The organism is Streptomyces sp. NPDC026522, assembly GCF_055567555.1.
This window is the reverse complement of record NZ_JBVHQF010000013.1, coordinates 190,251-204,080: the sequence shown is the minus strand read 5'-3', so window position 1 is coordinate 204,080 and position 13,830 is coordinate 190,251. Positions and strand designations below refer to the sequence as shown.

Here is a 13,830-nt window from a genome sequence, read left to right as displayed (position 1 = left end):
ACCAGGGCAAATCTCCTGGATTTTCCGAGGCGTCCCAACATCCCCGCCGCGGGCACCAAGACCTGGATCGTCTTCTTCGTCGGCCGACGCCACCCTCCGCCGTCCATCCCGAAGGAGAACGATGACGATGCCCCGTACCCGCCGGCCCCGTCGATCCAGCCGGCCCCGCCCGCCCCGGCGCGAGCAGACGCCCTGGGCGGCGACCGTGCTCGGTGCCGCTGCCGGCGGCGCCGCCCGTGCCGTTTTCACCTGGCTGCTCGACCCCGTGTTCCCCTGGCTGCTCGACCGGTTCTCGAACTGAGGTCCTGTCGGCGCCCCGGTCGCCGGCGCTCCGCAGCAACCAGGAGCGTCGGCGGCGTCCCGTACCGTCCGGATCCCCGGGGCGGCCGTCGGTAGAACCGGCTTCGTCGATTCACCCCAACGAGCTGAGGCCAGTACTGCGGGCCGGGACGCCGCTTCCCGAGCAGCCGGTCCATGTGGCTCATGGCCTCGCGCTGTGTGTCCTGCTGGATGTGTATGTACACGTCGATGGTGCTGCTGATCTACGCGCGACTCGAGATCTCCATGACGACGCGGAGTGTGACGCCGGCCGCGCTCTTTCTACCGTGGCGCGAGAGCGGTCGTATCATGTTCCACGGCACTGATAGATGGGGTTGGACCTGCGGAAGACGGCATTGCCGAAGGTGAAAATTCCGCCGTCGCAGGCGTTGAGCCAATACTTCCCGTTGGCGGTGGTCGAGGCTTGGGAGCCATCGAGCCGTAGAAGCCGGCATCGCCGAAGGCGAATACGCCCCCGTCTTCGGCGGTCATCCAGTATTCGCCCCCGCGCCTCATAAAGCCGCCTCCCCCTGGTAGTGCAACGTCCAGCCGGCGAATCCGTTCGAACCGCTTCTGAGCGGACGAGGCCATCCGTACCCACCCTTGGCGGACACCTACCCTCCCACCATCTGGAGCCGGGGTAGGGCACGCTTGCAACGCCACCATCCCCAGTGCCCGAGCACTGCTCTTTCTAGGCCGCACCGGCACCGACTGGCCGATGCCAATGGGCATGCCATCGACGTCGGCGTAGGGCTCGCGGATGGCGTCGGAGCGGCGCCGGCGCTGTTGGTGGCGCGGCTTCGGCTTGGCGTCGCCCTCGGTCGCCTTCGGCAGGTCAGTCATGAAGGCAGAGTCGGCGGCCACCCGCCGCCCAGACGGCCGCCGACACCTTGACGCCGGTCAGTGGTGGCGGTGGCCCCAGGACTCGGTGTCGACCGTGTGGCCGCGGTCATCGCGCAGCGTGGCGGTGTCGGCGTGGTTGTCCCAGATGTAGTCGCGGCGGTTTTGGTACAGGTCGGTGCGGGTGTCGTGGCCGGTGCCGGTGTGGATGCGGATGGTGGCGTGGCCGTTGATACGGACGTTGTCGAAGCGGTAGCGGTTGCCGTCCTCATCGCGGAGAGTCCAGCCGCGGAGGTTGACGGCGTCGCGGGTGGTGTTGGTGATCTCCACCCACTCGGCGTTGAGGGACCGGTTGGAGCGGTCGTCGCGTCCGGGGCTGTCGGCCTGGACCCGGCTGATCTCCACCCGCGGATGCCGGCCGTGGTCACGGTCCTGCGCGGTGGCCGGCAGGGCGGCAGCCCCCACCAGGGCCCCGGCGGCCAGAACGGTCGCGGCGATACGACGAACCGAGGAAGAAGCAGAAGACATGGGTGACGCTCCCTCAACAACAGTGCCCGACCCGCCGAAGCGGGTGACGGCAACCGGTGCGGAATCCCGGCCCGGAGCGAGCCGAGGCCCACACTCTCGACCCCGCCCCCACCCGGGCGCATCGCCCCGTGAAGGCGGTTACCGGCTACGGATATTTCCGTCACGCTTGCCTGTACACCCCACCCACATCCACCTGCCGTGACCCTGACATTCGCTGCCTCCACGCTCACCGGCCCCGCAAACGGCAACCGAAGACAGTGCACTCCGGCGCACCACCAGGCGCACTCCTGACCCCTCTCACTCACGCGGAGTAGCCGATCGGGTAACAACCGTTCTGTGGAATTCTTCGCACACGCACGCACCGTTCGCCTCGGTCTTCGTCTGGTGCGAGGGGCCAGAGCTCCGCTGACCTCACTCAGCGGGGTCGCCTTATCCGGGCGTATCCGACACCGACCGGGCAGGCCCTGCCGGCGTTGTCCCAGGGACGGCGCGGCTCCCCCGGCTGCGGCGAAACCCGACGGCTGCATGGAACGCGGCAGTACATGGGGCCGCCCCGGACGCTCGGGGCCTTCCGGGGCGGGGTGGATCCCATTCTCGGCGAGCGGGAGCAGAATCGGTTCCGCAACACGGCCGCCGCACGACCACCCAGGGACGGGTGCGGCGGGTCGCCGGGCGTGACGGCGGTTCCGGCCGGTCTTCAGGCCGCGGCCGGAGGGAACGGGGATTGGGCGGTGCGGCGGTATTCGGCGTTGATGCGCTTTGCTTCATCGAGTTGGTCTTCGAGGATGACGATCCGGCAGGCCGCCTCGATCGGGGTGCCCTGGTCGACGAGCTCGCGCGCGCGGCGATACGCAGCTGGTAGCGGGAGTAGCGGCGATGCCCGCCCGGCGAGCGCAGGGGGGTGATGAGGCGGTGCTCGCCGATGGCCCGGAGGAAGCCCTGGGTGGTGCCGAGCATGTCGGCGGCCCGGCCCATGGTGTAGGCGGGGTAGTCGTCGTCATCGAGACGGCCGAACGGATCGTCTGCGGTCATCACACCTTCCCGTGGAACACGTGGAGGGGCCCTGGTGCCTATGGCACCAGGGCCCCGAAGGAACTACTCGGGCCAGCGACGGCTACCGCGGCGAGGGCAAGACCGACGCCCGTGATGCCCTGGTGATCGCCGACCAGGCACGCATCCGCCGCGACCTCGCGACGACGGCAGTCGAAGCCGCCGAACAGAAGCACAGCGCGGTACCCGGCAAAGCGGTCATCGCCCAGCTGGTGCAGACCCTCGCCGCCAACGTACGAGTGTTGAACGAGAAGGTGGCGGAGATCGACCGGCTTATCGAGAACCGCTTCCGCGCCCACGACCTCGCGGAAATCATCACCAGCATGCCCGGGATCGGCCCGCTTCTCGGTGCCGAGTTCCTCGCAGGGGTCGGCAGTGACCTCGCCTTCTTCGCGACTCCGGACCGGCTGGCCGCCTTCGCCGGGCTGGCGCCGGCCCCGCACGACTCAGGGAGGAAGACCGGCAACCTTCACCGGCCGCCACTACCACCGTGGCCTCAAACGCGTGTTCTACATGTCTGCCCTCATGAGTATCCGCTACGACCCCAACTCTCGGACCTCTGGGGCCGTGCGCGAGGGAACGAGAGGCGACGTCGGCAGGGATGTCAGGTGGTCGCCCTGAATGAAGCGGGCAGGAATTCGGTGTGGTCCGGGTAGAGGTGCATGGTCCCGGAGGTGACCGCATCGCGGACTGGGCCAACGCCACGCCAGAAGTACTCGGAGCCGTGGTAGCGGCTGGATACCAGCGCGGAGCGCACCCATCCCGAGCAGAACATCTCGGCGCCGCGGAGATAGGCCTGCACCTGTTCGCAAGATCCGGCAGGTGAGGCGAGGACCGCGTCGTAGTCGGTGTAGAACACCTCCTCCGCTTCGTGGATGAGCTGGCACAGGCGGTCCACGGCCTGCTGCAGGGGGAGCCGTTGATGACGGGTGTACACGCCGAGCAGGTTGAAGCTGTCGTCACCGTCGGCGAGTTCCCGGCGATAGGAGACCAGGTCATTGACGAGCAGCGCATACCAGATGGCGGCCTTCGACAGGGTGTGCAGGGACGGGCAGGACTCCATGTCCTGGCTGACGTCGGTTCCCAGCCCGTACTCGACCATGAGCATTGATACACGCCCGAAGCTGGAAGCCATGCGGGCGCGACGATAGGTAGCGACATCGGTGATACCGCCGTTGGCGCGCAGGTGGGCCTCGCTCAGGCAGCCCTCGGCGAACTCCAGGATGCCCCGGCGCAGCCGGTCCCGCTGCCGGATGGACAGCCCTGCGTCGAGGCGGTCCAGCATGTCCTGGACCTCGCCCAGGTAGCCCGGTTGCCGAACCGTGCTTGCGTTCTCCAGCAGCGAAGCGAGGGGACCGAAGACCGCTTCCAGGCCTGCTGCTCCGTCACCGCCCGCGGCTATGACCTGGTCGAGGAGATTGTCCAGAGCGAAGACCAGGTCATAGAACTCGGCAATGGTCGTGAGGCGATCGGGGGAGGCGTCAGGGTAGATGAACATGTTCATCAGGGCGTTCTGATCGGCGAGGTGCGCTTCCAGATCACGCGTGTCAGGGAGCAGGCAGCGCAGGTGTTCCCGGCACCATGCTTCGCTGCGTGCCATGACCTGGGCGGTGTCACGGTGTATGCGGGCGGCGGGCAGACGGCGGGTCAGCTCCGGGTACACGAAACTGGGTACTCGGTCTTGGCCCGGGCCGCGGTTCGGCTTCATGCTCCTCCTCACATGTCGTCGGGCTGGCCGTTGAAGGGCAGCCGCGCGACGGCGGTTCGACCAACATCTAGGTAGGGATTCGACTGTGTGGACCTCGCGACTCACCCTTCGCGACCGCAATCGAGCGCCGGACGGGGTCTACTGCCTGGCTTCATACAGAGAACCTCTTTGAGCGTCTACACCTGCATGACAGAGGAATCCCCAGGCGGAACGGTCCTGCAGTCTGGCTACGTTGCGACTCCGGCATTCGAGTGCCGCGACGTTCAGCGAGTCGGAGGCGGATGGTCAGTTGCTATTGGCAGCCCTGTAGACGGTCAGGTCGGGCAGGAGGGTAACGGTGCCGGACGTGACGCCGTTCCAGCTGTGGTCGATGCCGTTGTAGCGGTGAGCCGGGCGCCCTGCTCCCGGCGGCGCCGAATCTCGGCTCAGCGCCAGCAGGGGCTCGGGATGGCGCGCATGGAGCGGGTACCGGAGCACGCTCGCCGAGATGTCCAGCCCACCGAGCCAGCATGCGATCGGCTCCGCTTCGTGTACCGAGTGTGTCGCGTACCCGCCGCCGGGGAGCACGATCATGTGGATCGGCGCAGCCCGGGCCGCGCCGACGTCTGCGCGGAGTGACCCCGTCGGTTCGTGCTGATGCCTCACCGCTGACCTCCGTATTCGTCCACGGACGGCGTCGCCTGCCTGCTCCCGTGAGACCGTACTCAAGTCATCGGCTAGCCCGACGCCCCGACACCGCGTGAGGGTTCGACCGCGCAGATCTGATGCACTGCGGCCCGTCGGAAGTGCCCGCTGCCAGCGCTCAGCCCTGCGGTGTGGCGTCGGCCTCAGAGCCCCAGCGGGCGGCCTGAGCCGCGACGTCAGCCCAGCACCCGCCCGAGGAAGCCGCGCAGGTAACCCGTGACGACGTCCAGGTGACTCTCCAGCAGGAAGTGACCGCCGTTGATCAGGTGCACCTCGGCGTCCTTGGCGTCGCGGGCGAAGGCCTGCGCGCCGGCCGGGCCGAAGATTTCGTCGTTGCGGCCCCACACAGCGAGCACCGGGACCTCGCGGGTGCGCAGGAACTCGTGCAGTAGCGGGTAGAGCGGGCAGTTGTTCCGGTAGTCGCGGAACAGCGCCAGCTGGACCTCGTCGTTGCCCTCGCGAGAGACGAGGGCGAAGTCGTGCTCCCAGGTGTCCGGGCTGACTACGCTCGGGTCGGGCACGCCGTGCTGGTACTGCCAGCGGATGGCGTCGATGCCCAGCGCGGCGCGGACGGCGGGTTCGGTGTCGGGGCCGGGGTTCGCCCCGTAGGCCCAGACGTCGGTCCAGAACGACTCGACGAAGCCGTCCTCGTAGCCGTTGCCGTTCTGGGTGACGAGGGCGGAGATCCGTTCGGGGTGCCTGAGCGCGAGGCGCCATCCGATGGGAGCGCCGTAGTCCTGGACGTAGAGGGTGTAGCGGTCCAGGCCCAGCTGGTCGAGCAGTGCTGAGGTGAGTTCGGCGAGGGCGTCGAAGGTGTAGGTGAACTTCCCTACGAGGGGGGCGGCGGAGTGGCCGAAGCCGAGGTGGTCCGGGGCGATGACGTGGTAGTTGTCGGCCAGCAACGGGATGAGTTCGCGGAACATGAACGAGCTCGTCGGGTAACCGTGCAGCAGGACGATCGCGGGGGCGTCGGCCGGGCCGGCTTCGCGGTAGAAGATCTCGTGGCCGTCGACGGTGGCGGTCCGGTGGTGCACTAACCTCATTATAACCCCTTCAGATGCTCGATCCGGTTAGTTCCTTCCTCGCCATGCAAGCATGAGATGAACTAACCTGTCAAAGGATTCAATCTGGTTAGAGAGGATGACGGCCGATGGACGTGCTGTTGGACCTGCTCAACAGCAGGCCACTGGTCAACGGCGAGGAACAGGACATGCTCGGAGACCCGGCCAACGGCCGGCGCTGGGCGCGGGAGCGCGGCGGCGACGGCAGCTTCGCGGAACTGGCGTTGCTGCGCGAGACACGGGACGCCCTGCGAGACGTCGTGCGCGGACAAAGCCCGCCCGCCGTGCTGAGCCCGCTGCTCGAAGGGGTCCACCAGATTCCGGAGATCACTTCGGATGGCCTTCAGTGGACGGTCAAGACTGCCCCGCACGCTCGGTTGGCCGTCGAGGTGGTCCTCGCCTGGGCCGCCACCGAGGAGCGACTACCCGGCCGACTCCGCCCCTGCGCCAACGCCGAGTGCCGGCTGTTCCTGCTCGACCGCAGCCGCGCCAACCGTGCGCGCTGGTGCTCAATGGCTGTCTGCGGCAACCGCGAAAAGGCACGCCGCCACTACGAACGCACCCGCTGACCCCTCCCGCGTGCCAACACGCGTTCCCCACAAGCCGACACGCGAATGATCAAGCTCGATGCACCATTCGCCAGCGGACGTTAAAGAGCTGATGCGCTTGCCCACCGGCTCACGCTGCACCTCGAAGCCCCGCGCCCGGGGCGGCGGGCGCGCGGGGCGGTCAGGAATGCCAGGGCGAGCATCGCGCAGGTGACGTGGCGGTGCCCGCACGGGGAGCCTTCGGACGGATCAAGGCGACGAGCCTTCTCTGCCCGTGCAGCCAGGACCTCAGAGCGGGGTCCGCGTCAGCAGCCACCCAGGAGAACGGAAGCCCGGCCACCGCACCCTGCAGCATGGCGATGCCGAGCTGCGGCTTGGTGACGAAGGGGACCTCGAGTGATCACCTGAGTGTCGTCCAGCATTAGCGCGCTCGGAGCCGCCCACTCCCGTGCTGCGTAAGCCTGAACCTCGGACAACGGCCCCTCCGCGCTCCAAGACGCCTCGCCCCGAAAGTTCTGGATCCGGTGCGGGGCGACATGCCCGACTCCCCCGGTCATCGTCCAGCCGTTCTTTCGGCCCAGGTCACAGCAGCCCCTCGATCAGATCGACGAACACTTCCCGCGGCTCCGGCCGGCCGAACAGATGCCCCCAACCCCGCCCGTCAGGGCAGCCAGTTCCGCTGCCCACCCTCAACGTGCTCCACGCTCACATCCATCAGCGGGACCGGACAACGGTCAACACCGATCACCAGTAACAAGATCTGAGGTGGTACCTGACAGTGTTAGAAAAATCTATCCCTGCCAAATCGCAGTGAGGCCCGGCTAGCGTCACGACTCGTCGACACCACCGGTGACGAAGTACGAAGACGGACCGCGAGATTGCCACGAGCCCTTACCCATTTCCATACGGCTTTTCGGCGAACTTTGCTTGAGGGACGCCTATCTATACGAAAGAGCCCATCATGGCCACACATGTCGTTATTGGCGCCGGTTCCATCGGCACGAATGTCGCTCGCCTACTCGCCGACCGCGGCGAAAGCGTCCGCGTCGTCACGCGCAGCGGCTCGGGCCCGATGTATCCGCAGGTAGAAAGGGTCGCCGCAGATGCTTCCGACCCGGGGCGCTTGACCGAACTGTCTCGCGGCGCAAAGGTAATCTATCACTGCGCAAACCCGACGTCCTACACAATGTGGGAACGGCTGTTGCCGCCCATACAGAATGCGGTCATCACAGCTGCGAAAGAAAACAGCGCCGTGCTGGCAATTACTGGCAGCATGTACGCTTATGGCCCGCAGCCTGGCGGCATGATGAACGAATACACCCCCATGGCCGCCACTGGACCTAAAGGCCGTCTCCGTAAACGGCTGTGGGAGCAGGCCCTTGACGCCGGAGTCCGCACTGTGGAGGTTCGCGGGTCCGACTACATCGGTAGGGACTCGAATGGCCTGTATTCCATAATCATTGAGCCGGCAATGAAGACGGGCCGAGTAGCCTGGGTGCCTGCTGATCTAGACGCGCCACATACCTTCACCTTCAACGGAGACATGGCTCAGGCCCTGGTCGCACTGGGAAATGATGAGCGTGCGTGGGGTCAGGCATGGCATGTGCCGTCGCCGTCGGCCATCACCATCCGTGAACTGGCGCGGCGCTACGCCGCGGCTGCGGGTCGGCCCCCGGTCAAGCTGATCCCGCTGCCACGCGCGGCAATGCGCACAGCTGGGCTCTTCGTGCCGACAGCCCGTGAAATGGCCGAAATGGACTATCAGTGGTACTCCCCGTTTCTCGTGGACGCGTCAAAAACGGCTGACGCCTTCGGTCTCACCGCCACCGACCTAGACATCATAATCAATGATCAGGTGAGTGCCGCCGGCCCTTGATCCGCCTCCCGATTTCGAAAGTAAGCAGCGAGATTGGACACGAACAACTACATGATCTGGTGCGACGGTCACTTCGCCCGCCTCGCCAGCCGGCCGCCCGCGGGCGCCCCGACCGGCTGGCGCTTCCGACCTCCAGCAACGTCCCGACGCCGTCGGCCTCGTGACCCCGGCTTTGCGACCAGTTCGGTTTCGCCGTCAACAACAGTCCACTGAGCGCCTTGTGACGCACGTCCCCCGGTCAACCCTCTGGACCGCGCCGGCGCACGAAACGCGCGACGAGCTCAACGCCAACCGGAGCCGAGCACAGCGTCTTGCTCCGACGTGACGCTGACCGGCGGGCCCCCGCCGCGGCCGTCCGGCACGGTCGCGGCGGGGCACATCCGCCCTGGCCCTCCACGCGCGGCCCGCTCCGGAGCCACCCCATTGAAAGGCCCTTACATGTCCGACAGTGATCTGCGCACGTTCTACCGGCGCTACCTCGAAGCGCTCAACGCCCACCGATTCGATGCCATGGACGCATTCATCAACGACAGGACCACGTTGAACGGCGAGCTTGCCACCCGCGACGACCTCCTGGCCGTGCAACGGCAGGACGTGGACGCGGTACCGGACCTGCACTGGGACTTGCAGGAGCTGCTGTTCGACGGTGACCGTCTGGCTGCGCGCCTGATCAACACCGGCACCCCCGTGCAGCCCTGGCTCGGCGTGGCTCCCACCGGCGCCTCGTTCGAGATCGTCGAGTACGCCATCTACCAGGTCCGCGACGGGCGGTTCGTGCACATGACCGCCTTGCACGACGCCGGTGAACTGCGCCGGCAGCTGACCGGCTGACCTGCAAGTTCGCGCCTGCCCCACTCAGACATGTCCGCACACCGAGAACAATCCGCTCGGGTACTTCACTTGCGAGGATCTGCATGACCATCACACTGATCACCGGGGCCAACAAGGGCATCGGCTTCGAGACCGCCCGACAGCTGCTGGCGCAGGGCCACGTGGTCTACCTCGGCGCGCGGGACGTCGAGCGCGGACAGCAGGCCGCGGCGACGTTGGACGCGAGATTCGTGCAGCTCGATGTGACCGATGACGTCTCCGTGCACAGCGCGCTGGCGGCCATCGACGCAGCCGAGGGCCGGCTCGACGTCCTGGTGAACAACGCAGGCATCTTGGGGAGCGGAGCCCTTGACGGCCCCACCGCCCTGGGCGCCTTCGACACCAACGCGGTCGGCCTCGTGCGGGTCACGGAAGCGGCGCTGCCCCTGCTGCGCAAGTCCGCGAACCCCACCGTGGTGACCGTCTCCAGCAGCGCCGGATCCTTCTGGGCCGTGACGAACCCGGACCGTCCCGAGTACGCCTTGCCGCTGGCGCTGTACTCGGCGTCCAAGGCCGCCGCCACCATGCTCACCGTCCAGTACGCCAAGGCCCATCCGAGCATCAAGTTCAATGCCGTCGAACCCGGCACCACCGCGACGGACCTGACGGCGGCCTTCGGTGTCGGCAGGACGCCGGAGGAGAGCGCGAGGGTCGTCGTACGTCTCGCCACACTCGACGCGGACGGCCCGACCGGCACCTTCCAGGACGAAAACGGGGAGGTGCCCTGGTAGGCAGGCAAACGCGGCTGGGAGAGGCCAGCTGCGCCCAGGCCGGCGGGTCACCGGCCACATCCACGCGGTGTCCCGTCCCGTTCGGGCGAGCCGTGCTGAACACATCCTCGGGTCCGCTCCGCGCCCGTGCACGCCGTTGCCGCACGAACGGCGCGTCTGACGCCACGCCCGGACGTCACACCTGGACGCACCTCACACCGCCCCGGCTTCAACGGCGCCCGCGCCCAACGGGATTCGGCGGTGGATGTCCGCGAGCATGTTGCGCATCGCGAGGTGGAAGATCTCGGCCTGGTGGTCTCCGAGGAACGAGGTGTGTCCGAACACCTCAAGGAGGACCATGCCGTGCATGCGTCCCCACGCCTCCATGAGCAGGGTGATCGCGGGCGGCGGGAGGACTCCTGGTCCGTCCGGGGGCAGATGGTGCAGGTGGGCCCGAAGCTGGGGCGACAGCGAAGGGATGTCGGCTGCCGCGAGTTGCTCCGGGCTGAAGCCGCCGAAGAGTTCGTTCTGGAATATGGTGCCCATCCGGCGGGCGGCAATGGTGGAGGCGCCGTCGGCCGGGGCCGCGTAGCCCCGCAGCGGTGTCCCGAACAGGAGCTTGAACCGTTCGGGGTGGGCGATGGCCCATGCCCGGTAGCCCTCGGTCGCGTTCAGCAGACGCGACCCGAACGGCCGGTCCGTCACCGAGTCCGCCGCAGTGCCCGCAGCCGAGTCGGCCGTCGAATCGACGGCGGCCTGGACGGCGGCGAACAGGTCCTCGTACCCCTTGGTGACGAGCGTCGTAACGAGGGCATCCCGGTTGGGGAAATAGTGGTAGAGCGCCTGCACGGTCATGCCGAGGCTGCGCGCGACGGCCCGCAGTGACAACCCCTCAGGACCGTGCTCGGTGACGTGCAGTTCGGCGGCGTCCAGAATCTCCCGCACCGCCGCGGCCCGTCGCCGCTCACGCAGCGTGGGCGGAGAAGACGGCGCGTACGGAGTCGGCGGGACGGCGGTCTTCGGCCGTTCGGGTACAGGCATGCACCCACCCTACGGTGCGCCTCTGGCACCTGAACATAAACCGAGCACTGTCAAGGAAATCTCGCACTGCCAACCTCCCCATGGCCTCCCCTAGCTTCATCGCGTTCCCGCAGATCATTGAACGTAAAGGAGATTCCGCGTGTTCGAACGCATAGCCGAGCTGGCGATCCGCCGGGCCCGGCTGGTACTCGTCGTCGCCGTCGTGGCGACAGCTCTCGTGGGTGCCCTCGGTAGCGGCGCATTCACCAAACTGCTTGGCGGCGGCTTCGATGACCCGGCTTCCCAGTCCACCCGGGCACGCAATCTCATCGACAAGAATTTCGGCGGCGAGACCAACCTCGTGCTGCTGGTCCGCGCCGGCCACGGCCGGGTCGACACCCCGTCTGCCGAGCAGAACGGCAAGGCACTGGTCGCGAGCCTGAAGAAGGAGAAGACGCTCGCGAACGTCTTCTCGTACTGGGACACGCGGAGCGCCCAACTCCTGTCCGAAGACGGTCGCGAGGCCATGGTCCTCGCCCACGTCAAAGGCGACCCGACCCAGCAGCAGAAGAACGCCACGAGCCTGCTCGACGCTTACGACGGCACGTACAACAAAGCCCTCACGGTACGGGCCGGCGGGGTGGCCGCCGTCGGCAACGACATGTCGACGCAGGTGGTCGAGGATCTTGAACTGGCCGAGCTGATCGCGATCCCGCTGACCCTCATACTGCTGCTGTTCGTTTTCGGCAGCGTGGTCGCCGCGCTGCTGCCGCTGGTCATCGCCGTCATCGCCATCCTGGGGTCGTTCGCCGAACTGTCCCTGCTCGCCGACGTCACCAACGTCTCGAACACGGCGACCAACCTCACCACGGCTCTCGGTCTGGGGCTGGGCATCGACTACGGCCTGTTGATGATCAGCCGGTTCAGGGAACAGCTCGCGACCGGCGCGAGCGTGGAGGACGCCGTGCGTCAGACGGTGCACACCGCCGGCCGCACCGTCGCGTTCTCCGCCTCCACCGTGGCCGCCGCACTCGCGGCGCTTCTCGTCTTCCCGCAGTATTTCCTGCGCTCGTTCGGCTTCGCCGGGGTCGGCGTCGTCGCCATCGCGGCCGTCAGCGCGCTGTTCGTCATGCCGCCGCTGCTCGTCGTCCTGGGGAACCGGGTCAACAAGGGGCAGATGCCCTGGGCGAAGACCGCGAACGTCGCCACGCGCGTCTCCATATGGGCGCGGCTGGCTCGTACCGTCATGCGGCGGCCCGCGCTCACCGCGCTGCCCGTCCTCGCGGTCCTGCTGGTGGCGGCGAGCCCGCTGCTCGGCATCACCTTCGGCACCCCGGACGAACGCGTGCTGCCCAAGCACGCCGAGAGCCGCCGTGTCTCCGCGACGCTCCGGAAGAACTTCAACGGCAACGAGAACGCCGCCCTCCAGATCGTCATCGGCCGGAACGTGGACAAGGCCCCGTTGGATAAGTACGCCGATCAACTGTCCCAGCTCAAGGGCGTGGTACGGGTAGAGACCGGCAACGGCATGTACACCCACGGGAAAGAATCGGCGGCCGGTCCCGGCAGCGCCAACCTCAGCCGCCCGGACGACCAACGGATAAGCATCGTCAGCTCCTTGACGCCAAAGTCCGACGCGGCACAGAGCCTGGTCGGCGACGTACGAGCGCTCACCCCACCCCCCGGCACCCACCCGCTCGTGGGCGGCCTCGACGCCGAACTGGTCGACGCCAAGCACTCCATCAGCGGCCAAATCCCGCTCGCCATCGCGCTGGTCGTCCTGACCACGTTCATCCTGCTCTTCCTGTTCACCGGCAGTATCGTGCAGCCGCTGCGCGCCCTGGCCCTGAACGCGATCACCCTTGTGGCGACGCTCGGCCTCATGACCTGGATCTTCCAGGACGGCCATCTCTCCTCCCCGCTCGGCTTCACCGCGCAGCCGATGGAGATGTCGATGACCGTGCTGATGTTCTGCATCGTCTTCGGTCTGTCGATGGACTACGAGGTGTTCGTCACCAGCCGGATCAAGGAACTCCACGACCAGGGCGAGGACACCGAGTCCGCCGTTACCAACGGCCTCGGGCACACCGGGCGCATCGTCACCGCCGCCGCCTGCCTGCTCGCAGTGAGTTTCTTCGCCTTCGGTACAGCCAAGCTCAGCTTCATGCAGATGTTCGGCCTGGGCAGCGGGCTGGCCATCCTCATCGACGCCGTCGCCATCCGCGGTGTCCTCGTCCCGGCCGCGATGCACCTGCTCGGCGGCTCAGCCTGGTACGCGCCCGGCTTCCTGCGCAGGTTCCACAGCCGGTTCGGCCTCAGCGAAAGCGCGCCCGAGCCCGCTGCGGCGCCCGAACCCGCAGGCTCACGGGTTTGACTCCGGCCCACAGCGTTCGGCCCGACACCATTCCCCGGGGTGACGCCGCCCAGCGGCCCGTGATTCTGCTGACGAGTCAGCGCCCCTGGCCGTCCTCGGCGTGCGGATGATCCAGGGTGCACGGCTCCGGTGGGGGGGGGGGGGAGGGGGGTTCTCCCCCCCAAGGCCCCACAAGGAGGAAAGGCCGCCAGGGGTCCTCCGCGCCACATAACCGGGGGTCTCCCAACAGGGGGTTTGGGCCGT

General features: G+C 67.5%; 11 protein-coding genes and 3 pseudogenes. 7 read left to right on the top strand and 7 right to left on the bottom strand.

Annotated elements, in window-relative coordinates:
* The first annotated feature begins 121 nt into the window (after positions 1 to 121).
* Positions 122 to 301, top strand: a complete 180-nt coding sequence (locus ACZ4M3_RS30015; RefSeq protein ID WP_467738017.1) for a hypothetical protein — start codon at positions 122 to 124, stop codon at positions 299 to 301.
* Positions 302 to 446: 145 nt separating this feature from the next.
* On the opposite strand, the pseudogene ACZ4M3_RS30010 reads toward ACZ4M3_RS30015, so the two are convergent.
* The 3 genes and pseudogenes from ACZ4M3_RS30010 to ACZ4M3_RS30000 all read right to left on the bottom strand — a co-directional run.
* Positions 447 to 614 (bottom strand): annotated as a pseudogene (locus tag ACZ4M3_RS30010) (site-specific integrase); the annotation flags it as partial.
* 604 nt (positions 615 to 1,218) lie between these two features.
* Complete coding sequence (locus tag ACZ4M3_RS30005; protein WP_467737903.1) at positions 1,219 to 1,686, bottom strand: lamin tail domain-containing protein; 468 nt, start codon at positions 1,684 to 1,686, stop codon at positions 1,219 to 1,221.
* A 697-nt stretch (positions 1,687 to 2,383) separates the two neighbouring features.
* A pseudogene (locus ACZ4M3_RS30000) lies at positions 2,384 to 2,718 on the bottom strand (MerR family transcriptional regulator).
* 68 nt (positions 2,719 to 2,786) lie between these two features.
* Here ACZ4M3_RS30000 and ACZ4M3_RS29995 point away from each other — a divergent pair.
* Positions 2,787 to 3,392, top strand: a pseudogene (locus ACZ4M3_RS29995) (transposase); the annotation flags it as partial.
* Here ACZ4M3_RS29995 and ACZ4M3_RS29990 read toward each other — a convergent pair.
* The 3 genes from ACZ4M3_RS29990 to ACZ4M3_RS29980 form a co-directional block, all read right to left on the bottom strand.
* Positions 3,341 to 4,444 carry a terpene synthase family protein gene (locus tag ACZ4M3_RS29990; RefSeq protein ID WP_467737901.1) on the bottom strand — a complete coding sequence of 368 codons (1,104 nt, stop codon included), beginning with the start codon at positions 4,442 to 4,444 and terminating at the stop codon, positions 3,341 to 3,343. The pseudogene ACZ4M3_RS29995 and the gene ACZ4M3_RS29990 overlap by 52 nt on opposite strands.
* Before the next feature lie 285 nt (positions 4,445 to 4,729).
* Positions 4,730 to 5,017 (bottom strand): hypothetical protein, encoded by a 288-nt coding sequence (locus ACZ4M3_RS29985; RefSeq protein ID WP_467737899.1) that lies wholly within the window; start codon positions 5,015 to 5,017, stop codon positions 4,730 to 4,732.
* A 287-nt stretch (positions 5,018 to 5,304) separates the two neighbouring features.
* The gene (locus tag ACZ4M3_RS29980; protein WP_467737897.1) at positions 5,305 to 6,171 is read right to left on the bottom strand and encodes an alpha/beta fold hydrolase; all 867 of its coding nucleotides are present in this window, start codon (positions 6,169 to 6,171) and stop codon (positions 5,305 to 5,307) included.
* Between the two features lie 107 nt (positions 6,172 to 6,278).
* On the opposite strand from ACZ4M3_RS29980, the gene ACZ4M3_RS29975 reads away from it, so the two are divergent.
* From ACZ4M3_RS29975 to ACZ4M3_RS29960, 4 genes are all read left to right on the top strand, one after another.
* Positions 6,279 to 6,758, top strand: a complete 480-nt coding sequence (locus ACZ4M3_RS29975) for a CGNR zinc finger domain-containing protein (protein WP_467737895.1) — start codon at positions 6,279 to 6,281, stop codon at positions 6,756 to 6,758.
* 940 nt (positions 6,759 to 7,698) lie between these two features.
* A complete protein-coding gene (locus ACZ4M3_RS29970) occupies positions 7,699 to 8,613 on the top strand; it encodes an NAD-dependent epimerase/dehydratase family protein (RefSeq protein ID WP_467737893.1) in 915 nt (304 codons plus the stop codon).
* A 438-nt stretch (positions 8,614 to 9,051) separates the two neighbouring features.
* Positions 9,052 to 9,444, top strand: a complete 393-nt coding sequence (locus tag ACZ4M3_RS29965; RefSeq protein WP_467737891.1) for an ester cyclase — start codon at positions 9,052 to 9,054, stop codon at positions 9,442 to 9,444.
* Positions 9,445 to 9,527: 83 nt separating this feature from the next.
* Entirely contained in the window at positions 9,528 to 10,214 is a 687-nt protein-coding gene (locus ACZ4M3_RS29960; RefSeq protein WP_467737889.1) for an SDR family NAD(P)-dependent oxidoreductase, read from the top strand.
* A 192-nt stretch (positions 10,215 to 10,406) separates the two neighbouring features.
* Here ACZ4M3_RS29960 and ACZ4M3_RS29955 read toward each other — a convergent pair whose 3' ends face one another.
* Entirely contained in the window at positions 10,407 to 11,234 is an 828-nt protein-coding gene (locus ACZ4M3_RS29955; RefSeq protein WP_467737887.1) for a TetR/AcrR family transcriptional regulator, read from the bottom strand.
* Between the two features lie 139 nt (positions 11,235 to 11,373).
* On the opposite strand from ACZ4M3_RS29955, the gene ACZ4M3_RS29950 reads away from it, so the two are divergent.
* Positions 11,374 to 13,587 carry an MMPL family transporter gene (locus ACZ4M3_RS29950; RefSeq protein WP_467737885.1) on the top strand — a complete coding sequence of 738 codons (2,214 nt, stop codon included), beginning with the start codon at positions 11,374 to 11,376 and terminating at the stop codon, positions 13,585 to 13,587.
* Positions 13,588 to 13,830: the final 243 nt, after the last annotated feature.

Bases quoted from the DNA above. Each gene is read 5' to 3' on its own strand.
- ACZ4M3_RS30005 (WP_467737903.1), bottom strand. From the start codon at position 1,686: ATGTCTTCTGCTTCTTCCTCGGTTCGTCGTATCGCCGCGACCGTTCTG.
- ACZ4M3_RS29985 (WP_467737899.1), bottom strand. From the start codon at position 5,017: ATGATCGTGCTCCCCGGCGGCGGGTACGCGACACACTCGGTACACGAA.
- ACZ4M3_RS29965 (WP_467737891.1), top strand. From the start codon at position 9,052: ATGTCCGACAGTGATCTGCGCACGTTCTACCGGCGCTACCTCGAAGCG.
- ACZ4M3_RS29970 (WP_467737893.1), top strand. From the start codon at position 7,699: ATGGCCACACATGTCGTTATTGGCGCCGGTTCCATCGGCACGAATGTC.
- ACZ4M3_RS29975 (WP_467737895.1), top strand. From the start codon at position 6,279: ATGGACGTGCTGTTGGACCTGCTCAACAGCAGGCCACTGGTCAACGGC.
- ACZ4M3_RS29980 (WP_467737897.1), bottom strand. From the start codon at position 6,171: ATGAGGTTAGTGCACCACCGGACCGCCACCGTCGACGGCCACGAGATC.
- ACZ4M3_RS29960 (WP_467737889.1), top strand. From the start codon at position 9,528: ATGACCATCACACTGATCACCGGGGCCAACAAGGGCATCGGCTTCGAG.
- ACZ4M3_RS29990 (WP_467737901.1), bottom strand. From the start codon at position 4,444: ATGAAGCCGAACCGCGGCCCGGGCCAAGACCGAGTACCCAGTTTCGTG.
- ACZ4M3_RS30015 (WP_467738017.1), top strand. From the start codon at position 122: ATGACGATGCCCCGTACCCGCCGGCCCCGTCGATCCAGCCGGCCCCGC.
- ACZ4M3_RS29955 (WP_467737887.1), bottom strand. From the start codon at position 11,234: ATGCCTGTACCCGAACGGCCGAAGACCGCCGTCCCGCCGACTCCGTAC.